Consider the following 21,087-nt stretch of genomic DNA (forward strand, 5'->3'; position numbering starts at 1 on the left):
GTCACGACGGGCTCGGCTTGCGTTGACTGGCGGCGAGGTCGACGGAAATCACATTCGAGTACAGGTCGACGTCGTCGGGCGAGAAGTGATTGTGATGCCTGTAGCGAATCCTGAAGGCGCCCCCTCGCTCGGGAAAGGCATAGTCCTTTCCGAGGTCGATGCGCACTTCGTGGCGCCTTCCAGGCGCGAGTTCCACGAAATGCCCGGGGGGAGCCCGTTTGACCATCTCTCCCCGGTAGGCAACTTCCCTCCCATCCACCCTCGAGGTGACCTCGAACAGGTCGTTCCTCAAGCCGTCGGAATCCCCGAAACTGAGGCGGTCCAGCAAGAAGGGGCCGCGGCCGGACGTGTGGGTGGTCGACAGCTCGACCAGGACCTGCCACCGCTGCCCCTGCTTCGCCGTGCTCAGCAGCTTCAACTCGCACGGATGATTGAGTTCACGCACCTGCTCGGAGGCGAGCTCGACCGCGAAGCGATGCCCCCGGGTGTTCTCGATGAGCAGCTCCTTCCCATCCTCTGACAGACTCATCGAGGTGAAGAACACGTCCTGGACGTCGGTCTCGAGGCCCGGCACGAGCGCATACCGATAGAGTTCGATGGTTCTGAGCCGCTGACCCGATCGGGCGTCGATGACGGCCAGGGAGTTCAAATTGAACCCACGGGTGTCACCGTACTGAATAGCTCCCAGGACGATCGGGGCGACGCGGGCGGGGGGCGGTCGGCTCATGCGGGGGGTCCTCTCGAGGCGTCGAGGTGCTGCGTCCCGGGCATCATCACCTGGAGTGTTTTCGTTCGACGAGTTCCATCGTCATCTTGGTAGCGACCATCCAAATCCGGGACGCGAGGAGTTCCCTGGAGCGAGAGCCCGGTGGCTCGGGATGACCCTCCCCTCCGAGGGCATGACCTGATAAGTGGGCGTCCCAGGAGGTCATGCTCACGTGTCGCCAGCAAGCCATCCATCCGCCGGGAGTGAGTCGTGAAGCCGCGGCGCCTGCCCGATCTGAGCCCGGGCACCGAGATCGAGGGGATGGTGGTGCAATCCTTTCTGGGGGCCGGTGGCTACGGCACCGTGTACCTCGCCAGGCAGATGAACTCGGGACGGTTGTGCGCCGTGAAGTTCATTCCCGTGGGGAGCGCGGAAGCGTGGGGACAACGTGAGTTCGCCATCCTCTTGCGGCTACAGCACCTCAACCTCGTCTCCTTGGGAGGGTGGGGCTACTGGCCCGAGAAGCGGCACGAGTACCTGTGGCTGCGGCTCGCGTACATCCCGGGAAAGCCCCTGGACGAGTGGGCCTGGGAGCACCCTCCCGACGCGTGGACGGCCGCCGGGAAGATTCTGGGCGTGGGCCGGGGATTGGCGGTGGCCCACCATGCCCAGGTGGTGCACCGGGACGTCAAGGAGGCCAACATTCTGGTACGGGAGGGCGATGGCGAAGCGGTGCTGGTGGACTTCGGAGCAGGCCACTACGCGCGAGCGCCCACCATCACCCACGGCATGTTCCCTCCGGGCACACTCGAGTACCGCAGCCCCGAGGCCTGGCGCTTCCGGCTCGAACACGCCCAGGACAAGGGAGCGCGCTACCGGGCGGGTCCCGCCGATGACCTGTACGCCCTCGGGGTGGTGCTCTACTGGCTGCTCACGTGGCGCCATCCCTTCGGGGTGACGGAAGACGAGGACTCCATTCGGGCCATCATCGAGACGCCCCCCCTGCCCCCGCACCTCGTCAACCCGCGCGTGCCCAGGACCCTGAGCGCCGTGTGCCTGAAGCTGTTGGAAAAGAGCCCCGAGAACCGCTACCCGAGCGCCGTCGCCCTGTGCGAGGAGTTGGAGACCCTGCGGGCGCAGGCGGATGACACCTGGAGGGTTCCCTTGCAGGACAGGCTTCGCCCACGTCAGCGGCGCGAGGGGCTCCCGCGCTGGCCGAGCTGGAAGGCACTTCGCCGGAGCGTGCTCTGGGGAGGCGTGCTCCTGGGCGGTGTGGTGGCCGGGTGGGCTGCCCTACGTTCAACGTCGTCTGGACCCCTCCCGACGCAAGGGATTGCTTCCGGACGGGAATTGGCGTCCTCGGGGTCCCCACCGGAAGCTGACGGGACCGCGGAAACATCCCCCGCGACCGCCGCCCCTCCCGCGGCATCGACCCAGGACAACCCCCCCGTGGAAAAGCAGAAGACAGACCGAGTCTCGGATGACAGGAAGCAGAAGGTGAAGGCCGCTGCTCGAGGTGCGTGCGCGGGCCTCGTGGGAGCGGCGTTGCAGGCTTGCGTCGGCGCGCAGCAACAAGTGGCACCCAAGCGTCCGCCTCCGCCCGAGGAGTGCCCACCAGGAGCCGTCGAGGCAATGACCGGTAGGTTGGGCCTGGAGCTTGGTACTACTTACGGCACCTTGGTCAACCGAGAATACGGGGGGCCGCTCACCGTGCGTGAGGGAGAGGTCACCTTTTCCGTATGGGGAGATCATGAGGGACTGGTGGACAAAACCCTTGTCTTGGGTCGGCTTTATCTGGTGCCGGGACGCGTCTATGGCCGCTTCACCCGGGTCATCCTGCCCACCGGCGAAAGCTACCCTGTCTGCATGGAACTCTGGGAAGGTTCGGACCGGTCGCTCGGCTCGCGATTGGAGAAGGGGAGTACGCCGGACAACGTCCTGATCCACTCGCTCGAGCGGCTGATGGCCGTGAAGCGTTTCAAGTAAGCCCGATGCCCTCCTTGCCTCTTGCGTCCCTCCTCACACTGGTGTTGAGCACTGACACCAGAGACCCAGCGCCCCCACAACTCCTGGACTGCATGGGGGAGTCCTTTGGTGTCGAGCTGTCCGCCGAGCCTGGAGGCAGAACAGCGAAGGTGTGCATCCACCCAGGGTCCGGCACGCTGTTCCTCTTCGATTCACCTCTGCTCGCGAGGAGTGTGGAGGTCCAACAGCGAGAGCGTTTCGTGGATGTGGCCATCGGAAACCGCAGCGTCACGCTCATGCCACCCACGGATATGCAGGCCGGTGAGCGCTTTTCGATGCAGGTGCGCTTCGCGGATGACGCGACCCCCACGAGCGCGACTTTCGAGTTGGTTGCCCATCCCTCCTGGGCAGCGAAGCAGGTGTCGGTGGTCCACCTCCCCGCCAGCGTGAAGAACTGCCCGGCGGAGCCACGAACCGGGGGTCATGGCCCAGGCCTCACGGGGCTGCTCGCCGAGGGGATCATGGCACTGGCTGGGACCGGCGTGGAGGCCAGAGACCTCTCCAAGGAAAATATCTGCCCCACGGGGCAGGTGATCTCCTGGGGACAGATCTTCAGCTATCTCTCCACGACCTCACGAAAACAAGCAGGGCAGCCCTTGCTGCGATTGGCGATAGCAGTGGAGTTGCACAATCAAGGGATGACAGCCTGGATGCCCACGGGCGCGGCGCTGAGCAGAGTGGGCCAGACGGCAAAGGAGCTGAGCGTCTGGACGGCCAGCCCCCTTTCCCCTGGGGCATCCAGACACTGGGTCATGATGGAGACGGAGCAGACAGAGGACGAGGCACGGCAGGTCTATACCCTCGACATCTGGGATGAAAGCGGGAGCCGCCGCGTCTCGATAGGACACGTGGCCTTCCCCTGATTTTCTTCCGCGCGACCCTCGCGCGCCGAAATCGTCACAACGCGCCCGCTCCACCTCTTCCCAGTGGGGATCTGCCACGGGAGATGCGGAATGCGTCGTTCGGTGCGAATGATGGCCATGAGCTGGGGACTGGTCTGGTTGGGGAGCGCGGGGGCCGCGGCACCTGCCCTCGCGAGCCCTGGCTCGATGGGGAACGGCCCGCCGCCCGCTCGGGTCGTGGACCCATCGCCTTCCCGCCCGGACCCCCAGGAGCCCATCCTGGGCGTCGTCATTCCCAATGACTCCGTGGACGTGAGCGCCCGCTTCGACTCACGGCTGGAGCAGGTGGACGTCGAGGTCGGCCAGTCCGTCCACGAGGGGCAGGTGCTCGCCCGGCTCGACACGCGCTCACTCCAGCAGGAGCTGGCCACGGCCGAGGCCGCCCTCCAGGGTGCTCGTGCCGAGGAGCACGCCGTCTCGCTCGCCCTCTCCGAGGCCTATGCCAGCAAGCGCCCCGACTTCACCCCACGCGCGCTGAAGCTGGGCGTCTACTCGCGGGAGGAGTTGGACAGGGTGAGCGACGAGGAGAGCGCAGCCGCCACCCGCTCGCAGGCGGCCCGGGCCCAGACGCTCCAGCGGCAGGCCCAGGTGGCCAGGCTGAAACAGCACATCGAGGACGCCACGCTCGTGGCGCCCTTCGATGGCGTGGTGGTTTCCCGGCTCGTCGGCCCCGGCACACGACTCTCCGCGGGGCAGCCCGTGCTCCGGCTGCTCGGCCGTGGCGAATGGAGGGTGCGCTTCGCCGTGACCGAGGAAGAGGCAGGCGAGTTCCAGCCTGGCGCGCCCGTGGAGCTGAAGGCGCTCCAAGGAGACCTTTCCCTCGAGGGGACCGTGGAGAGCATCGCACCCGAGGTGGACGCCGCCGCCCGCCTGCTCTTCGCCACCGCCACGTTCAGCCACCCCCCGCCACGCGAGGTCTCCACGGGCCTACTCGTCCATGTCCTCGCGAGACCCCAGCAACAGCCCCGTGGAGAGAGCACGGGCGACTCCGTGCCGACAGGGGTAACTCCCTGACCCTGGAAGCCACGCACAGGAAGCCCTGGCGCCGGGCACCTTCTCTCCTGCTACTCTTTCAGGAAGCCCCGCTCCCGCACGAGCAGTCCAGGCATCCGCTCGCGGCGCACGCGCCACAGGTGTGCTGGAGCCTCGTCTTGAGCGCCTGACGGGCCCGGTGCAGGCGGACCATCGCGTTGTTGGGGGTGACCCCCACCTCGTGCGCCACCTCGGAGACGGACTGCTCCTCCAGGTCCACCCGCCGCACCATGCGTGCGTACTCGGGCTTGAGCGTGGGCAGCACGCCATGCAGGCAGGCACAGACCTTCGAGCCAGCGCCCGGCTCGGGCTGCACGGCGAGCGGCTCACCCGCCTCGCGCTCGAGTGCCCGGGCTTCCGCGGCGCGGTGCCGGTAATGGTCGGTCAGGGCATTGCGCAGCAGGCGGTAGAACCAGGCCACCGCGCGCTCCCCGTCCCGCAGCGCCGCGCTCTTCTCGAGCGCCTTGACGTAGGCGGCCTGGAGCAATTCCTCCACCACGGCCTCGCTGTCCACCCGGCTCGCCAGGAAGGCGGCGAACCGATCCCGCTGCTCGAGCAGGGTCCGCAGCGCCTCCTCGCGCACCGGTTCGGTGTCGGACGGGGCGCTGGAGGGTGGAGGAGGGCTTCGCATGTCGGCCGTGGGGAGGAGGATCCGCTGGAGCAGCATATAATCCGGAGACGGACGAGCCGCCCGGGCCTTACAGCCAGCCGCTCAACTCATGTACACGATGAACCCGAGCCCCCGCTCCGCGCCCTCGCGCAGGAACGACTTGAGCATCTCGAAGTAGTCGAGCACGTACCCCAACGTGTCGTCATCGGCGGGGTCCCGGTCCCAGATGCTCGGGTAGATGTCCAGCGCCATCATCTTCGCCGGGTCGAAGCGCTGGCGCAGCGCGTCCGAGCTGATCGCATCGAGGGCGCGGGAGAGCTCCGCGAGCTGTTCGGGCGTGAAGGCACGGGCCGGCCCGTAGCCGACGTCCACGTCTCCAAGCGTCTCGCCGCCCGCGACGATGAAGTTCAGCGGGGGCTGGCCTCCCCAGTCCGTTCCCGTCAGCAGGAAGTGCAGTCCATGCCAGGCCTTGTCGAGGTCGAGCCTGCTCTCCGAGCGGCCAGCGTCCTCTCCGTCGGTGTCATGGAGGAAATCGATCACCTGCTCCGGCGAAGCGAGCAGGGAGGAAAGCCGCTCGGGCCGGGCCAGGCGGAAGACGAGGATCATGCCCATGGAGAATCTCCGTGAGCCACGACCCTACCCCTCCTGGCGGCGCACCGCATGCGTCACGGAGGGCGGCGCCCGGGAGGAGGAAGGACCCGGGCGCCGTCCGCGTCACCTCAACGCTCGGCTTCGGCGTCCGACACCAGGGCGGAGCTCGCCGTGCCCTTGGCCAGCTCGGCCATGTAGGCCGCGGCCAGCTTCACGAACTTGACCGAGTTCTGCGCGCTCCCAGCCGACTGCGTGAGCGTGTCGCTCGAGGTGTGGATGTACGGGTTGTCCTGGCCCATGAGCGCCTCGAAGGGGATGGAGGCCGGGTAGCCCTGGTTGTACCAGGAGGCGTGGTCCGAGCAGCCGTAGCCGCAGCGCGTGGAGGTCGAGGTCACCCCAGGCAGGTACTTGGAGATGAGGCTGGAGAGGAAGGAGTTCTGCGCGGCGTTGGTGTAGTCAGACACCAGGACGATGTCGTAGCTGGAGCCGCGGTAGTTGGTCATGTCCAGCTGGAGCACGCCCACCACGTTGGTGCCGGCGCTCTTGTGCTGGGCGGCGATGGCGGCCGAGCCCTTGAGGCCCACCTCCTCGGCGGCGTAGGCCATGAACTTCACCGTGCGGGCCGGCTTGTAGCCCTTGAGCATGGCCACGCGGATGACCTCGGTGAGCGAGGCGATGCCCGAGGCGTCATCGTCCGCGCCCGGCGCGCTGGCCGTGGAGCTGCTGCCGTTGATGGAGTCCAGGTGCCCACCGAGCACCACCACCTCGTTGGGCAGCGTGGTGCCCTTGATGGTGAGGATGACGGACGGTTGCAGCCAGGAGGAGTGATTGAAGAACGCCACCGACACGTCGCTGCGCGAGCCGGCCAGCGACGTCCACTGGCTCTTGAGCCACGTGGCCGCGTCCGCGCCCGACTGCACGTTGTAGCGGCGCGACGTCCACTTCGTGGACAGCGAGGTGATGGTGCTGCGGATGCTCGTCTCCTGGACGCTGCCCAGCAGCGAGTTCACCGTCGTCGCGTTGTCGATGGTGTAGCTGATGAGGGACTGCACCGGCTTGGGCGAGGAAGCGCCCTCCACCGCGGCCAGCGCCTGCTCCTCGGTGTCATGGGCGATGAAGCCCGCGCACCGGTTGAGCTTGTCGTGCATCGCCGAGGCCAGCTTCTCCAACTGGGACTCGCGCACGCGCATCACCGCGACGCCACCCTTCTCGCGCGTCACGGCCGGCGCCACCAGGCCCTGCCCCTGGAACGAGGCCAGCGCTGGCTCCAGCGCGTCCGTCCCGATGGTGATCCACACCTCCTTGTCCTTCTCTCCCGCGAACGCGGGGGTGGTGCACATCAGCAACAACGCGGCCGCACCGAACTTCATCGTCCTCATAGGCTGCTCCTCGGCGGTGGATGCTTCCTCTGTTTTTGATTCCGTGAACCGGTTCTCTCCCAATTCGCCGGAGGCGCCCTTTTAGCTGTTTTCGCGGGAATCAGCCACACGCATCGTGGGCACAAGCCATTCTATGAGGCGAGGACTTCAAAACAGTTCGACGTTCCTGTGCGGCTACCGTGTGAGCGTTCAGGGGATAAGGCTCACATCACTTCAGGGACGTATTTCTTGTCACCATGACAATCGTGAGTGCGCTTCCAGGCCTCCCGCCACGAATCGTCTGACACCTTCGCCCACGAATCGCCACGAATCGTCTGACACCTTCGCCGGGACACCTTCGCCCCCCCACGAATCGTCTGACACCTTCGCCAGCCTTCGCCGAGCCACGAATCGTCTGACACCTTCGCCGGCCACGAATCGTCTGACACCTTCGCCGGGACACCTTCGCCGGCCACGAATCGTCTGACACCTTCGCCTGGGAGCAGGACGGAAGGTGGTCGCCTGGCAGGCTGAGGTCCCCGCGCTCTCGCGAATTGGGCTACAAGGGCGCGGCTCAAAGAGTGCGGCTCTCGGATGATCTTCAACACCCTCGCATACTTCCTCCTGTTCCTCATTCCGGCGGCCCTGCTCTTCCGGCTCCTTCCTCCCGGTGCCAGGCCGTGGATGTGCACCCTCTTCGGCGCACTCTTCTTCGTCTACTTCTCGTTGACGGAGTCCGGTGGCGCCGTGGGCGCGGCCTGCCTCGCCATCTTCGCCTGGGAGGCGCTCTGCAGCCGCCTCTACCGCCCCGGCTCGTGGCTGTGCCTGCTCGGCGTGGTGCAGAGCATCTTCTTCCTCTCGGTGTTCAAGTACTGGAACTTCTTCACCGGGCTGGCCTTCGGGCCCCGGGAGACGAATCCGTTCTACTGGGAGGGGGCGTTCCTCCCGCTCGGCATCTCGTTCTTCACCTTCGAGTTCATCCACTACGCCGTAGATCGCTACCGCGACAAGACGAGGACGGGCAGCCTCGGCCAGTACATGGCCTTCATCCTGTTCTTCCCCACCATGGTGGCCGGACCCATCAAGCGCTACCAGGACTTCCTGCCCAAGCTGGAGGCGCCGAGCACCGACTGGCGCACCGACTGGGAGCGCGGCACCACCCGCATCCTCTGCGGCCTCGCCAAGAAGTTCGTCATCGCCGACACCCTCACCGCGATGACCGTCCATCTCAACCAGGCCGATCTCGCCGTGGCGAACCGGGCCATGCTGCCCGTGTGGCTGCTCGCGTACGGGATGCAGATATACTTCGACTTCTCGGCCTATTCCGACATCGCCATTGGCTCCACGCGCCTGTTCGGCATCAAGGTTCCCGAGAACTTCGACTGGCCCTACCTGTGCACCAACATCGCCGAGTTCTGGCGGCACTGGCACATCTCGCTCTCCAAATGGCTCACCGACTACGTCTACATCCCGCTCGGCGGCTCGCGGCGCGCGCCCGTGCTCGTCTACGCCAACCTGATGACCACCATGCTGGTGAGCGGCATCTGGCACGGCGCGGGCACGAACTTCGTCGTGTGGGGGCTCTGGCACGGAGTGCTGCTCGCCATCCATCGCCTGTGGTCGCGCTGGCGCGGCCCCCGCGAGGGCCCTCCGTCCTTCGCCGGCCAGGCGCTGAGTTGGACGCTCACCTTCGTCATGGTCAACCTGGGCTGGGCGTTCTTCTGCATGGACCTGCCCACGGCCCGGTTCTTCTTCCGCCGGTTGTTCCTCGGGTGAGACGATGAAGACACCGCTACGACTCAAGGAGAGGCTCGAGTACCTGGGAGGCGTCACCGACGCCCCACCCGACGGCATGCGCCCCCTGTCCCCCCTCACGCTGGGGCTCTTCTGGGGGCTGCTCATCTGCGCCATCCTGGCCTTCTCGGGACAGGCGTCCAAGTTCATCTACATCGACTTCTGACCATGACCCGAAGGCGCCTGCTCCCGTCCGTTGTCACCGCGCTCGCGGTGCTCGTCGTGTTCAACCTCGCCGTCGCGATGGCGACCCGGCTGACCGCGAGACGCCAGTTCCTCGCCCGCCTCGACAACGCCCCCCGGGACACCCGGCTGCTCTTGCTGGGCAACTCCCTGCTCGAGGACGGAGCGGACCTCGCCGCCTTCGCCGCGGCGTGGAGCCCGGCCGGACAAGCGCCCGTCTCGTTCAACGCGGCGCTCCACGCGACGACGCCCGTGGAGCACGCGCTCGTCCTGAAACAGGCGCTCCCGCGTCTGCCCCAGGTGCGCACCATCGTCTACGGCTACTTCGACGATCAGCTCAGCCTCCAGTCCAACACCGGTTGGCGGGACATGATCAGCAGCCGCGCCCTCGCCTACGCCTTCCCCGAAGACGCCGCCGCGCTCTATGCACCCGGCTCGTGGGGGACGGCGTGGCGGTTCCGCGCCATGTCGCTGCTGCCCATGCTCGCCGAGCGCACCACCGTCTGGTCCAAGGTGGAGACGCTCCGCAAGGCGATGGGTGCCTGGGGCATGTCGGCCGGCACGGCCCCGAAGCAGGAGGACCTGGAGGAGCTGACCCGGCGGCTCGGCCGCGTGGTCTCCGAGGACCGGGGGCTCTCCCCGGCCGTGAAGGAGCTCTTCCGCCTAGCCGAGACCCGGGGCGTCCGGATGATCGTCGTCGCGATGCCCGACGGCCGTCCGCCCGCGTTCCACGACGGGCCGGCCTCACGCGCGCTGCGCGCCTACAACCGCGCGAAGGTGGAGGCGGCCCACGGCCTCTACATCGACGCGCGCCAGTGGGTCACGGAGCGCAAGTACTACAAGGCGGACGGCGTCCACCTGAATCCGGAGGGCGCCCGGCTCTTCAGCGAGAAGCTCGGGCAGGAGCTGTCGCGCGGCCTCGATCGCTCCAGCGATTGAGGCCCGCGGCACGCGGTACGGCTAGGCCGCCTTGATCGCCGGCGTGATGCGAGAAGGACGCACCGGGACGGGCCTGGGGACGGCGGCCACCTGGTAGCACAGGGACAAGAGCTGGTCGCAGGAGCGATCCCAGTTGAGCCGCCGCGCATGCGTGGGGCCCTCCCGGACGATGCGCTCACGCCACGCGGCATCTCCCACCACCCGGGTCAGCGCCGCGGACATGTCCGAGGGATCGTAGGGATCGCAGAGGATGCCCAGCTCTCCGACGACCTCGGGCAGGGCGCCGGTGTTGGAGACGACCACGGGGCGGCCCATGGCCAGCGCCTCCAGCGCGGGCAGACCAAAGCCCTCGCACAGCCCCACCGCGATGACCGCGGAGGCGTCGGCGAGCAACCCGGGGATGAACTCGTCGGCCACGAAGCCGAGGATCCGCACGCGCTCCTCGAGCTTCAAGCGCTGGATCTCCGCGCGGATGCGGGCCTCACCGCCCCAGTCCGCTCCCACCAGGGCGAGCTGGTGGGTGTGGCGCACGGGAGACGCGGCATAGGCCTGCAACAGCCGCAGGTGGTTCTTTCCCGGATGCTCCAGGCGCGACAGGTAGAGCAGGTAGTCACCGCTCAGGTTCGTGTGCGCGCGGGCCCGCGCGATCTGCGAGGGATCGGGCGTGTGGAAGTGCTCGGTGTCCACGCCATTGGGAATCACGTGGAGCCGCTCGGGTGCGTAGTCGAGGATGCGCGCCACGTCCGCGCGAGTGGACTCGCTGACCACGACCAGGGCCGACAGGGACGAGAACGCCCGGGGCAGCAGGTTGCGCACGTAGCGGGTGCGCAGCCCGTCGTACTTGTTCGGCACGTTGAACTGGGCGAGATCGTGGACCACGCCCACCGAGGGAAGACCGAGCCGCAGCGGCACCCGGCGGTTGGCCGCGGGCAGCAGGAGCGCGTCCGCGCCCGCCGCGCGCGCGCAGGCCCCCACGCGGGTGAGATACCACGAGGCACTCAGCACGGGTTTGTCCAACAGCGAGGGCAACACCACCCGCCTCGCGTCCGCGAGGACCCCCTCATACGCTTCGAAATCCCGCGGGGTACCGAGCGCCACCAATTCGCCACCGGACGCACGCAGCGTGCGCCCCAGCCTCGACAGTACCGCTCGAGTATACGTCCCAATTCCGGAGCGTCCCCAGTCGGTTCCGCCCAGCGCCATTGCCAGCCTCATGCGTCTGCCTCTCCCACCTCTACCGCAATGAAATCGCCAGGCCCTGGTATCCGGGCCTCACCGGCCCCCTCATCCCTTCATCACCGAAGCAACAACTCCGGGCTGTCCTGGTCCAAGGGATGACAGTTTCGTTATCGCAAAGTAAATACCTGATATAAAAAACCAGGTCCAGTGTGCCTGGGGCGTCGAACATGTAGCAAACGAATAAAGATTTTGGAAACTTCCAAGGAAGTTTGGCACACCTCGTGCGTCCGCGCGCGTCCAGGCCCTTCCCAGGGAAATCCATCTGTCTTCCCTGGAAAAGTCATCCAGAGAACAAAGCAACTGGCACGCCATGCGCGGCTCGCGCCCGGTGGCTCAGGCGAACAGGTTCGAAGGTACGGGCTCCAATGAAGATCCGAGGGGGCTCGCTCCTCCCGATGAGCCAGCCGCCCGACAAGATTGTCCTCAAATGGGATGTCTGGATCGCAAGGCGGTGGAAAAAATCTCCACACACCGGGGAGGGGCCCGTTGGGAGTGCCCAACGGGCGCCGCTGGCCCCGTCACCGCCGCCCGCTCAGCCGCTGCTCGGAATCGAGGGGATACGATTCCTTCACCACGCCGCGGACAGGGGACAGTTCCGCATGGCTCAGGGGTGGACCCCAGAAGTCCGAATCGTCCCCCACCCGATCGCGCAGCAGGGCCAGTTCGGGCCCCAGCCCGAGCACCACCAGGCCGATGCCGTCCTCCCGGCCCAGCAGACGCCGCAGTCCGGTGAACTCCAGCGCGGCGTGCGCCCCCGCCTCGACCAACACCACCACCCGGGCACTCTCGCGCGAGGCACGGCGCAGTGCCTGGACGCGATCGGCCTCGTCCCACAGCCGCAGGAAGGGCATCCGCGCGCGCAGCGCCTCCACGAGCTCGGCGGCATTCGCGCCCAGCGCGGGGTCCAGGGGCAGCAGCAAAGTGGTCCCCTGCGCCTGCTCTCCGCGCGAGGCGAGCTCCAAGGTGAGGTTGCGCAGCTCCTCCGGGGCCTTTGGCCACGACGAGGAGGCGAGCACGGGGGCCTTCGCCCAGAAGGCGATCTCCGACGGGGTGCGCAACCGCAAGCCCCGCAGCTCCTGGCCGGCGACGAAGAGCACGGCGAGCAGCCCCGCGAGCAGCGGGAAGGCGAGGGCCACCTTGCGGCGGGACGAGTGGGCGGGATAGGGCGGGGGCACCGGGCTGTTGAGCACCCGGAGCTCGGACGAGGGCTGACGCACCGCCGCCTCGAGTTCGGCCTGCTCGGCCTTGAGCTTGCCCAGGCGCTCCTCGGCGAGATGCATGTCCGCCAGCAACAGGTTGGCCTCGCCCTCCAACGCCGTGAGCTGGAGGACCCGCTCGCCGAGGGACTCCTGCAGCTTGGAGTAGGACTGCCACTTCTGCTGCGCCGCCTCTCCATCGATGGAGGCGCGCGTGAACTGCTCCTGCAGGAGCAGGAACTCCGGATTGGCCCCCACCTGCCTGCCCGTCACGGTGTAGGCATCCGCGGGCGTGCGCTCCAGGGCCTCCACCGAGGCCTGGAGTCCCTGCACCTCGGGGTGCTCCTGGGAGAGGCTCGCGCGGCGGGCGGTGAGCTGGGCGCTCAGCTCGGCCAGCTTCTGGCGATCCGCCTGGACCTGGTTCTCCGTGAGCACGAGCTGCGCCGGGGCCTTCTGGACCGCCGAGCGCAGCAGGTTCGCCTTCGTCGAGGAGGAATCCGCCTCGACGCGGCTCTTGGTCACCTCGGAGCGCAGCAGGGCCAGCTGCTCGATGGCCGCCTTGCGGTCGAGCGTGAAGTCCACCACGTGGTGCTGGGCACGGAAGCCGTCGTAGCGCTCACGGGCGGAGGCGAGCTGCTTGTGCATCTGCTCCACATCCTCCTTGACGCCCTTGAGCTGCTCCTCCGCGCGCGTCCGGGCGATCCGCACCCGCGCATCGAGGAAGACATCCGTCACGGCCTGGGTGAAGAGAGCAGCCTCCTCCGAGTTGGCGCCCGAGCCCGAGATGGTCAGGACGTTCGACTCGTTGGAGACGACGCCCACGCGGATGCGCGCCCCCACGGCCTCGAGGGAGTTGGTCAGCTTCAGCCGCTCGCGCACCTGCGCGATGTTGCTCGGCAACTTCACCGAGCTCGTCAGGGTCTGCAGATCCCGGGCGGGCGTCGAGGAACGCGCCACCGGCTCCCAGACCAGCACCGAGTGGGCCACGAACTCCCGCGGGGCCAGGAAGAACGCCGCGACCAGACCCACCGGAATGCTGAGCACCACGGCCAGGGCGATCAGCCGGGCCTTCCGGCGCAACGCCCACGCGAGCCGCACCGGCTCCAACGGCAGGCCGGGCCGCTGCTCCAAACCCGAATCGGGCACTTCCCCCTCAACTGGCGCGAACACGCTTCACCCCTTGCTCATTGCCACCTTGTGTCCTCGCCCCAAGGTCGAGGATCTTCTGCTTTCTACTGGAGGTCCGCATTGTTTCGCCTTCCACTACCACACAACAGATGCCACAAATCGCGTGGCGTATTTCTTGCCTGGAGATTGAGGTCATCGATGTCGCGTCTGCTCACACTCGCCCTTGGAGCCTGGCTCGTCCTTCCCGCGTGCGCTCATCTGCCACGCGCACCCACCACGCCCTCGGAAGATCCCGACTTCAAGCAAGAAGAAGTCGCAACGCCGACCGGCATGGCTCCCATTCCCCCCGAGCCCTTCGTGTTGAAACCGGGCGATGTGCTCTCCTTGAGAATCATTTCGGTGACCCCGTTCGAGGTCGGGCGCATGAGTGTGGACGACCTGGGGGTCCTCTACGTGCCTCTCGTGGGCGCTGTCCAGGTCGGCGGCATCAGTATGGATGTGGCAGAGGCCAGGATACAGGAAGGGCTGCGGCGCTTCGACAAGTACGGCGTCGTGTCTCTCTCGCTCGTGGAGCCAGCGGGGCACCAGGCGAGTGTCCTGGGTGCGGTCGAGAAACCGGGAATCTACCCGTTGGGCGGTCCAACGCGGGTCTCCGAGCTGCTGGCGAAGGCGGGCGGCACCCGGGTGGGCGAGTTGGAGCGGTCGGCCGAGCTGATCGAATACGGCGACCTCGAGTCCACGCGGCTGATTCGGGCGGGCGTGGCCCTGCCCATCAGCGTCCCCGAGGCGGTGATGGGCAACCCCCGGCACGACGTCCAGATCAAGAGCGGTGACGTGCTGTACGTCCCCGCGCTGCGAGGCGCCGCCATCGCCGTCTACGGCGACGTACGCGAGCCCCGCTCGGTTCCCTGGCGCAAGGGCCTGCGGCTGTCGGAAGCCCTGGCCGGAGCGGGCGGACTGGTCCGCAACGCGGCGGACTACGCGGACGTGCGAGTCATCCGGGGACCGCTCTCCAAGCCGCGTGTCTACCGGGCGAGCGTGACGGATCTCATCGGAGGCAAGGGAACGGATGTAGAACTGGCGCGTGGAGACGTCGTCTTCGTCACCTCTCATTGGTATTACACCACCACCGATGTCATTCAGCGCCTGATTCCCCTCCTGTCGGTGGGTGCCGCCGCGGCGGTGAGCACCCAGCTCCAACGCTAGGAACCAACACAGCATGCATCCGTCACACATCTCCCAGCAGCCCTCCCCCACGGTCGCGAGGACGGGAGGCGGCGCCGAACAGCGCGTCCTGCTCGTCTTCGTCGACGCGCTCGGGCCGTCACAGCTCGAGTTCGCGGGCGGGCTGGGAGGGCTGCCCTACCGGGGACACCTGCACGGCATCCTGGGCTTCTCCTGCGGCGCACTGCCCACGATCCTCACCGGCACCCCGCCCGAGCAGCACGGGCGCATGTGCCTCTTCTCCCAGGCGAATCAGGGCTCCGGCATCCTCTCGCCGCTCGTCCACCTGGGCCTCCTGCCGCGCCTCATCCACGAGCGGGGCCGGGTGCGGCGGCTGGCGGCCAAGGTGCTCGCGCGCACCGCGGGACTCACCGGCTACGTGGACCTCTACCGGGTGCCGCCCGAGCTCTTCGAGTGGCTGGACATGCCCGAGCGCGAGGACCTCTTCACCGCCGAGCGCATCGGGGGACAGGAGACGTTCCTGTCCCAGGCGCGCCAGGCGGGACTGAGCGTCTTCACCGCGCCCTGGCGCATGCCCGAGGCCGAGCGCTGGCAGCACACCGTGGAGATGCTGCGCACCAAGAAGCCTCAGCTCGCGTTCGCGTACGCGACCGAGATCGACGGCGCGCTCCACCGCACGGGCAACGGCAGCCAGGAGGCGGCGGCCGCCGCGCGCCGGGTGACGACCGGCATCGAGCGCGCGGTGGAGGCGATGCGCGCGGGTGGCGGCGAGGTGACCACCATCGTCGTGGGCGACCACGGCATGGCGGACATCCACCGCGTCATCGACCCGCGTCCCCTCCTGCGGCACCTCTCGGGCACGCGCCTGTTCGTGGACAGCACGATGATGCGCTTCTGGGGCAGCGACCAGGAGCTGGACCGGGTGCGCGCCCTGGTGGAGGCCGAAGGGCTTCCAGGACGGTGGCTGGACACGCGTGAGCTCCAGGCGCGCAAGGCGCCCGTGAAGGACGAACCGTACGGACGCGCGTTCCTGGTGCTCGACGAGGGCAACCTCTTCTCCCCGAGCTTCGTGGGCGGCGCGGTGCGCGGCATGCACGGCTACGACGTGGACTGTCACTCGGCCCGGGCGGCGATCGCCTCGGACCGGCCCATTCCCGCGGGCGTCGGGGCGCTCACGGACGTGGCGACCTGGATCCGCTCCCTGCTCGGCCTGGGCGGCACGGGGGTGTCATGGGCGGCCTGACCGTCGCGTGGATCAACGAGAGCGCGCGGCCGGTGGGTGGTGCCGAGCGCTATGTGCGGGAAACGGCGCGGGAGCTCGCCCAGCATGGCGTGCGCTCCTTCCTGTTCTACGACGTCGGGGCCTCGCCGGACCCCGCGCCCGTGATGCTGGAGCCCTTCGAGGGGGCCTTCCCCATCGTGGACCTGGCGCGGCAGTTGCGCGAGCTCGCGCCGGACCTGGTGTACGTGCACCAGCTCGGCGTGGAGGGCACCCGCGCCCTGCGCGGCTCGCCCGCGCCCGTGATGCGCTTCTTCCACGACCACCGGATGTTCTGCCTGCGCGAGCACAAGTACACCACGCTCACGAAGACGACCTGCACCCAGACGGTGGGCAGCGCCTGCATCACGTGCCTGGGCTTCATCGGGCGCACGGCCCAGTGGCCCGGCGTCAAGCTGGCCTCCCTGCGCGAGCTCCAGGCCGAGCAGGAGCTGGTGCGCCACGAGGAGATGGGAGTCGTCGGCTCCGAGTACATGGCGGGCCACATCGCCGCCCATGGGTTCGACCGCGCCCGCCTCCACGTCCTGCCGCTCTACGCCCGGCCTCCCGCCGACGCGCCCCAGCCCGTCGAGCGCGAGGAGGATCTGCTGCTGGCCGTGGGTCAGCTCAGCACCGGCAAGGGCATCGACGTGCTGCTGCACGCGCTCACGCGCACCTCGCGGCCCGCCCGGCTTCGTCTGGTGGGACAGGGGCGGCAGCAGGAGGAGCTCAAGGCCCTGACCAAGGCCCTGCGGCTGGAGCACCGGGTCACCTTCGTGGGCCCCCTGACCTCCAGCGAGGCCCTGTCGGCCGAGTACCGCCGCGCCACCTGTCTCGTCTTCCCCAGCCGCGCGCCGGAGACGCTGGGGCTCGTCGGACTCGAGGCCCTGGCGCACGGCACGCCCGTCATCGGCAGCCTCATCGGTGGCATCGGCGAGTGGCTCCTCCCTGAGCGCACCGGCCTGGGCGTGCCCTCCGGCGACCCCGCCGCGCTGGCGGCCGCGATCGACCGGATGCTCGGCGACAAGGCCCTGCGCGAGAAGATGGGCCAGGAGGGCATGCGGCTGCACCGGGAGCGCTTCCTGCCCGAGCACCATGTCGCCGGCCTGCACCGCTTGATGCAGCGCGTGGCCTCCGAGGGCAGGAGGCGCGCATGACCGGGGAGCGCTACACCCACCGGGGCTCCCCCGCCGTCGAGCGCACCATCTCGGAACTCGTGACGCGCGCGGGCGCCCTCATCGCCCAGCGCTTCGCGCCAGGTGAGCTGCTCACGCTCGCCCTCATCGGGGGCTATGGCCGCGGCGAGGGCGGCGTGGACCGTGCCGGGGGCCAGGAGCGGCCCCACAACAACCTCGATCTCATGCTCGTGCTCCGCAACGCGCCGCCCGCGGGGCTCAAGGCCGAGCTCGACCGGACCCTGGAGCCCCTGCGCACCGAGTACCAGGTCGGCATCGACATGGGGCTCGTCACGCTCTCCAGCCTGAACCGGGCTCCGTGCCGGGTCATGTGGTACGACGTGCGGCACGGCCACAAGACGATCCTGGGAGACGCGGCCCTGCTGCCCTCGCTCGAGCGCTTCCGCGTCGAGGCCATCCTCCCGGAGGACGTGAGGGATCTGCTCATCAACCGGGGCACGCTCCTGGTCATCAACGAGCTGCTGCTGGCCCGGGGCGAGCTGGACGCCGAGTCGCGCCGCGCCCTCATCCGGCACACGGTGAAGGCCATCATCGGCTACGGCGACGCGCTCTTGTTCTTCCGCGGAGCGTACGACTGGAGCTACGTGGAGAAGCGCCGCCGCATGGCCGCGCGCACCGACGTCCCGGAAGCCTTCCGGCGCCTGTACGAGGAGGCCAGCGCCTTCCGGTTCGAGCCGGACTACGCAGGCTTCGCCGGGCGGGACCTGCGCGCGTGGATGTCCGAGACGCGCACGCAGCTCGCCGCCGTCCACCTCGCCTGCGAATCGGCCCGGCTGGGCGTGCCCCGGCTCGACTGGAGCGACTACCCCGAGCGCGCGCTGCGGCACGCGCTCGTCGAGGGAGGACTCGACGCGCGGGCGTGGCTGCACAAGCTGCGCGCCGGCTTGAAGTCCCCTCCGGCGGTGCCCGTGAAGCTGGGCAGGCGCGCCCGGCTCGGGCTGCGGCTCGGAGGCGCCCGGGGCCTCATGGCCGCGGTGTTCCCCTATGTCACCTACGGCGCGCCCGGACCCGGCCGGGAGTTCGCGCGGCAGGCGCTCGGCGCGGCCAGCACCTCCGGTATCGATCTGCAACGCGCCTACCTGCGCTTCTGGGGTTCCGCGGGGGACCCGAACTTCATCCACACCGCCCGCAAGCTCGGCCTCACCCTGGAGGACACTCCCTCATGAATCACACGACGACGGACGGGAAGATCACCATCATCATGCGCACGAAGAACGCCGCCTGGGTCGTCGGGCAGGCGCTCAGCGCGCTGTTCTCCCAGAAGCGCCGGGACTTCGAGCTGCTCGTGGTGGACTCCGGCTCCACCGACAACACGCTCGACATCGTGAGCCGCTACCCCTGCCGGCTCGTGAAGATCGAGGCCAAGGAGTACTTCCCCGGCCTGGTGCTCAACATGGCCATCCGCGAGGCCAAGGGCAGCCTCATCGTCTTCCAGAACTCGGACACGGTGCCGCTCGTCACCGACGCGCTGGAGCGGCTGGTGGCGCCCATCGAGAACGGAAGCGCCGACGCGACGTTCGCGCGCCAGCTCCCCCGGCCCGAGGCCCACACCTGGGTGCGCCGGGACTACGCCGCGGCGTTCCCCGAGACGGGCGACGCTCCGCCCTGGATGGCCTACTCGCTGCCCTTCGCGGCGATGACGCGCGCGGCCTGGGAGAAGCACCCCTTCTACGAGGATGCATGGGGCTCGGAGGACACCGAGTGGGGCTACTGGGCGCGCAACAACGGCCTGCGCGTGCGCTACGTGCCCGAGGCGCTGGTGATGCACTCGCACAACTACACGCTCCGGCAGCTCTACGGGCGGCGCTTCATCGAGGGCGAGGCGGACGCGTTCATCCTGCGTGAGCATGCGTCCCTGGCCCGGTTCGCCGTGCGCACGGGCATCTCCTGTGCCCGCGATGCGCTGGCCCACGTCGCGGCGAGGGATCTGCCGGGACTCGCGCTCACCTTCCCGCGGCGGCTCGTCTACCACTGGGCCCACCTGCAGGGGCATCGGCTGGGAGAGCAGCGGCGCCGCAGCGGCAACCGCGACGCCAGCGTGGGACAGAAGGTCGTGCTCGAGCGGCAGTGAGCAGCGGCCCGCCGGCGCTTATTCGACGGCGGGCAGTTCCGCGGTGACGGGGGGCGGCGGAGCGGAAGCGCTGGCGGTGTCGCGGCGCCACCAGAGGAACAGGGACGTCCCGGTGCCCAGGATGGTGACCACGCCGCACACGGCCGCGCTCGCCAGGGGATGGACGGTGGAGAGCGGAGCCAGCCCCCAGCCCGCGGCCCCGGCGACGAGCACCGCGCCCAGGATGGGGGCGAGCGTCTGGAGCACCTGCGACAGGCGCCACTGCATCAACGCGCGGGAGCGGCCCCAGATGAGCACCGCCATGAGCAGGTTGCCACAGGCCGTGCCGCCCGCGACGGCCCAGGCGCCGAAGTACCTCACGCCGATGAGCGAGACGGTCACGTTGAACATGTGGCCGATGAGGATGGGGTGGGCCGCCCGCCAGGCGCTGTCGTTGCTCAGCGTCAGGGTGGCCGCCGAGGCCTCCTGGGACGCCTGGATGACCGCCGCGAAGCCCAGGATGGCGAGCGTCACGGAGGTGAGCCGCTCGGCGGCGACGGGACCCGCCCAGGCCACGAGCAGGGGCGAGCCATCCAGCCAGAGCGCCAGCAGTCCGCTGGCGACCAGTCCGCCCATGGCCGCGGTGCCGAGCCGCACCGCCGAGGAGCGCTCCTCCGCGGTGCCGAGCCGGTGCAGCAGCCACGCGCACACCTGCTTGGCGAAGACGGCGACCTGGTCCACGGCCCGCGCGGCGACCTGGTAGGCGCCCACCGCGGCCAGGGGCACGTACGACGTGAGGATGAGGACGTCCGCGCGCACGGCCGCCGCGACGCCGAAGTTGATGGCCAGCGCCGCGGAGCCCTGACGGAACGCATCGCGCACCTCGGCGGGATCCTTCGGCCACGCGGGGCGCAGCGACAGCTCCGGGTCATGCCGGAGGGCGGCCCGGACGAGGAAGAAGGACTCGAGGAACGAGCTGGCGAGCACGCCCAGCGTGGGCGCCAGGAGCGTGGGGGAGATCGACAGTCCCAGGGCGGTCAGGGCCACCTGGATCGCCGAGGCATACGCACGCGCCCGGGCCAGCACCGGGAAGTCGTTCCTCATGATGAGGAAGCCCCGGATGGGGTTGACGAGCGAGCCCACCAGGCCCGCGAACAGCATCGGCAGGGCGGCACGGGCCACGTCCGCCTGGAGCGCCACGTTCTGATCGGCGGACGGCAGCCAGACCATCAGGGCGTAGGCGCCCAAGCTCAGGATCGGGCAGACGACGCACACCACGAGGAGCGCCAGGCTGATCATCCGGCGCGTGGCGGCGTGGTCCGGGCGGGCGGCCGTGCGCTGCACGGAGACGCTCAAGCCGAGATCCGAGAGCGCCATCAGGTACCCGGTGGTGCTGAGCACCGCCCAGGCCCCCAGCCCGTCCGCGCCCATCGAGCGCGCGACGAGGGGAATGGTGAACAGACCCGCCACGACCCCCGCGAGGTGCCGCGCGCAAGCCGCGATGAGATTGAAGATCGTTCCCCGGGTCGAAGGCTTCTGGCTCATGGTGCGCCCCCGTGCATACCACGGCTCGCGCCGGAACCCCGTCCCCTCGTGCCATGCTCGGCCGAGTGCTCCCCTCGCGGAGGGTCTCCGCCTCCTGCCTCCCCATTCCCGTTTGAGACACCCCACGGCCCCCGTATGCTGCCGGGAATG

Annotated in this window: 18 protein-coding genes; 11 read left to right on the forward strand and 7 right to left on the reverse strand. The window is 68.9% G+C overall.

Annotated elements, in window-relative coordinates; genetic code table 11:
* Position 1: 1 nt before the first annotated feature.
* Positions 2-727, reverse strand: a complete 726-nt coding sequence (locus F0U63_RS40550) for a hypothetical protein (protein ID WP_395838930.1) — start codon at positions 725-727, stop codon at positions 2-4.
* 249 nt (positions 728-976) lie between these two features.
* On the opposite strand from F0U63_RS40550, the gene F0U63_RS40555 reads away from it, so the two are divergent.
* The 3 genes from F0U63_RS40555 (at position 977) to F0U63_RS40565 (ending at position 4,647) form a co-directional block, all read left to right on the forward strand.
* Positions 977-2,692: a serine/threonine protein kinase gene (locus F0U63_RS40555; RefSeq protein WP_395838933.1), complete on the forward strand. Its 1,716-nt coding sequence runs from the start codon at positions 977-979 to the stop codon at positions 2,690-2,692.
* Between the two features lie 92 nt (positions 2,693-2,784).
* Positions 2,785-3,594 carry a DUF2381 family protein gene (locus F0U63_RS40560; RefSeq protein ID WP_395848502.1) on the forward strand — a complete coding sequence of 270 codons (810 nt, stop codon included), beginning with the start codon at positions 2,785-2,787 and terminating at the stop codon, positions 3,592-3,594.
* A gap of 90 nt (positions 3,595-3,684) precedes the next feature.
* Complete coding sequence (locus F0U63_RS40565) at positions 3,685-4,647, forward strand: efflux RND transporter periplasmic adaptor subunit (protein WP_395838936.1); 963 nt, start codon at positions 3,685-3,687, stop codon at positions 4,645-4,647.
* A gap of 58 nt (positions 4,648-4,705) precedes the next feature.
* Here F0U63_RS40565 and F0U63_RS40570 read toward each other — a convergent pair whose 3' ends face one another.
* The 3 genes from F0U63_RS40570 to F0U63_RS40580 form a co-directional block, all read right to left on the reverse strand.
* Positions 4,706-5,332: an RNA polymerase sigma factor gene (locus F0U63_RS40570; RefSeq protein WP_395838939.1), complete on the reverse strand. Its 627-nt coding sequence runs from the start codon at positions 5,330-5,332 to the stop codon at positions 4,706-4,708.
* Between the two features lie 45 nt (positions 5,333-5,377).
* A complete protein-coding gene (locus F0U63_RS40575) occupies positions 5,378-5,887 on the reverse strand; it encodes a YfbM family protein (RefSeq protein WP_395838941.1) in 510 nt (169 codons plus the stop codon).
* Positions 5,888-5,994: 107 nt separating this feature from the next.
* Positions 5,995-7,245, reverse strand: a complete 1,251-nt coding sequence (locus tag F0U63_RS40580; RefSeq protein WP_395838943.1) for a M20/M25/M40 family metallo-hydrolase — start codon at positions 7,243-7,245, stop codon at positions 5,995-5,997.
* A 573-nt stretch (positions 7,246-7,818) separates the two neighbouring features.
* On the opposite strand from F0U63_RS40580, the gene F0U63_RS40585 reads away from it, so the two are divergent.
* The 3 genes from F0U63_RS40585 to F0U63_RS40595 are packed head-to-tail and all read left to right on the forward strand — an operon-like array spanning position 7,819 to position 10,140.
* Positions 7,819-9,000, forward strand: a complete 1,182-nt coding sequence (locus F0U63_RS40585; RefSeq protein WP_395838945.1) for an MBOAT family O-acyltransferase — start codon at positions 7,819-7,821, stop codon at positions 8,998-9,000.
* 4 nt (positions 9,001-9,004) lie between these two features.
* Positions 9,005-9,184, forward strand: coding sequence for a hypothetical protein (locus F0U63_RS40590; protein ID WP_395838947.1), 180 nt, complete (start codon positions 9,005-9,007; stop codon positions 9,182-9,184).
* 2 nt (positions 9,185-9,186) lie between these two features.
* The gene (locus F0U63_RS40595) at positions 9,187-10,140 is read left to right on the forward strand and encodes a hypothetical protein (protein WP_395838950.1); all 954 of its coding nucleotides are present in this window, start codon (positions 9,187-9,189) and stop codon (positions 10,138-10,140) included.
* A 21-nt stretch (positions 10,141-10,161) separates the two neighbouring features.
* Here F0U63_RS40595 and F0U63_RS40600 read toward each other — a convergent pair whose 3' ends face one another.
* The gene (locus tag F0U63_RS40600) at positions 10,162-11,355 is read right to left on the reverse strand and encodes a glycosyltransferase family 4 protein (RefSeq protein WP_395838952.1); all 1,194 of its coding nucleotides are present in this window, start codon (positions 11,353-11,355) and stop codon (positions 10,162-10,164) included.
* A gap of 542 nt (positions 11,356-11,897) precedes the next feature.
* Positions 11,898-13,721, reverse strand: a complete 1,824-nt coding sequence (locus tag F0U63_RS40605; RefSeq protein ID WP_395838955.1) for a GumC family protein — start codon at positions 13,719-13,721, stop codon at positions 11,898-11,900.
* Between the two features lie 312 nt (positions 13,722-14,033).
* Here F0U63_RS40605 and F0U63_RS40610 point away from each other — a divergent pair, with 312 nt between their 5' ends.
* The 5 genes from F0U63_RS40610 to F0U63_RS40630 are packed head-to-tail and all read left to right on the forward strand — an operon-like array spanning position 14,034 to position 19,413.
* The gene (locus F0U63_RS40610; RefSeq protein WP_395848503.1) at positions 14,034-14,909 is read left to right on the forward strand and encodes an SLBB domain-containing protein; all 876 of its coding nucleotides are present in this window, start codon (positions 14,034-14,036) and stop codon (positions 14,907-14,909) included.
* Positions 14,910-14,922: 13 nt separating this feature from the next.
* Positions 14,923-16,131 (forward strand): alkaline phosphatase family protein, encoded by a 1,209-nt coding sequence (locus F0U63_RS40615; protein ID WP_395838957.1) that lies wholly within the window; start codon positions 14,923-14,925, stop codon positions 16,129-16,131.
* On the forward strand, positions 16,119-17,303 hold the full coding sequence (locus F0U63_RS40620) for a glycosyltransferase family 4 protein (protein ID WP_395838959.1): 1,185 nt from the start codon (positions 16,119-16,121) through the stop codon (positions 17,301-17,303). The genes F0U63_RS40615 and F0U63_RS40620 overlap by 13 nt, the downstream gene beginning before the upstream one ends.
* Entirely contained in the window at positions 17,300-18,508 is a 1,209-nt protein-coding gene (locus F0U63_RS40625; RefSeq protein WP_395838962.1) for a hypothetical protein, read from the forward strand. The genes F0U63_RS40620 and F0U63_RS40625 overlap by 4 nt, the downstream gene beginning before the upstream one ends.
* Positions 18,505-19,413 carry a glycosyltransferase family 2 protein gene (locus tag F0U63_RS40630; RefSeq protein WP_395838964.1) on the forward strand — a complete coding sequence of 303 codons (909 nt, stop codon included), beginning with the start codon at positions 18,505-18,507 and terminating at the stop codon, positions 19,411-19,413. The genes F0U63_RS40625 and F0U63_RS40630 overlap by 4 nt, the downstream gene beginning before the upstream one ends.
* 18 nt (positions 19,414-19,431) lie before the next feature.
* Here the strand turns inward: F0U63_RS40630 and F0U63_RS40635 are convergent, their stop codons facing one another.
* The gene (locus F0U63_RS40635; protein WP_395838966.1) at positions 19,432-20,937 is read right to left on the reverse strand and encodes a hypothetical protein; all 1,506 of its coding nucleotides are present in this window, start codon (positions 20,935-20,937) and stop codon (positions 19,432-19,434) included.
* Positions 20,938-21,087: the final 150 nt, after the last annotated feature.

The sequence above is a fragment of the Cystobacter fuscus genome, from assembly GCF_044360685.1.
Taxonomy (GTDB): Bacteria; Myxococcota; Myxococcia; order Myxococcales; family Myxococcaceae; genus Cystobacter; species Cystobacter fuscus_C.

Excerpts from the sequence above, each read along its gene's own strand:
- F0U63_RS40550 (WP_395838930.1), bottom strand. The coding sequence starts at position 727 with ATGAGCCGACCGCCCCCCGCCCGCGTCGCCCCGATCGTCCTGGGAGCT.
- F0U63_RS40560 (WP_395848502.1), top strand. The coding sequence starts at position 2,785 with ATGGGGGAGTCCTTTGGTGTCGAGCTGTCCGCCGAGCCTGGAGGCAGA.
- F0U63_RS40565 (WP_395838936.1), top strand. The coding sequence starts at position 3,685 with ATGCGTCGTTCGGTGCGAATGATGGCCATGAGCTGGGGACTGGTCTGG.
- F0U63_RS40570 (WP_395838939.1), bottom strand. The coding sequence starts at position 5,332 with ATGCTGCTCCAGCGGATCCTCCTCCCCACGGCCGACATGCGAAGCCCT.
- F0U63_RS40575 (WP_395838941.1), bottom strand. The coding sequence starts at position 5,887 with ATGGGCATGATCCTCGTCTTCCGCCTGGCCCGGCCCGAGCGGCTTTCC.
- F0U63_RS40580 (WP_395838943.1), bottom strand. The coding sequence starts at position 7,245 with ATGAGGACGATGAAGTTCGGTGCGGCCGCGTTGTTGCTGATGTGCACC.
- F0U63_RS40585 (WP_395838945.1), top strand. The coding sequence starts at position 7,819 with ATGATCTTCAACACCCTCGCATACTTCCTCCTGTTCCTCATTCCGGCG.
- F0U63_RS40590 (WP_395838947.1), top strand. The coding sequence starts at position 9,005 with ATGAAGACACCGCTACGACTCAAGGAGAGGCTCGAGTACCTGGGAGGC.
- F0U63_RS40595 (WP_395838950.1), top strand. The coding sequence starts at position 9,187 with ATGACCCGAAGGCGCCTGCTCCCGTCCGTTGTCACCGCGCTCGCGGTG.
- F0U63_RS40600 (WP_395838952.1), bottom strand. The coding sequence starts at position 11,355 with ATGAGGCTGGCAATGGCGCTGGGCGGAACCGACTGGGGACGCTCCGGA.
- F0U63_RS40610 (WP_395848503.1), top strand. The coding sequence starts at position 14,034 with ATGGCTCCCATTCCCCCCGAGCCCTTCGTGTTGAAACCGGGCGATGTG.
- F0U63_RS40615 (WP_395838957.1), top strand. The coding sequence starts at position 14,923 with ATGCATCCGTCACACATCTCCCAGCAGCCCTCCCCCACGGTCGCGAGG.
- F0U63_RS40620 (WP_395838959.1), top strand. The coding sequence starts at position 16,119 with ATGGGCGGCCTGACCGTCGCGTGGATCAACGAGAGCGCGCGGCCGGTG.
- F0U63_RS40625 (WP_395838962.1), top strand. The coding sequence starts at position 17,300 with ATGACCGGGGAGCGCTACACCCACCGGGGCTCCCCCGCCGTCGAGCGC.
- F0U63_RS40630 (WP_395838964.1), top strand. The coding sequence starts at position 18,505 with ATGAATCACACGACGACGGACGGGAAGATCACCATCATCATGCGCACG.
- F0U63_RS40635 (WP_395838966.1), bottom strand. The coding sequence starts at position 20,937 with ATGAGCCAGAAGCCTTCGACCCGGGGAACGATCTTCAATCTCATCGCG.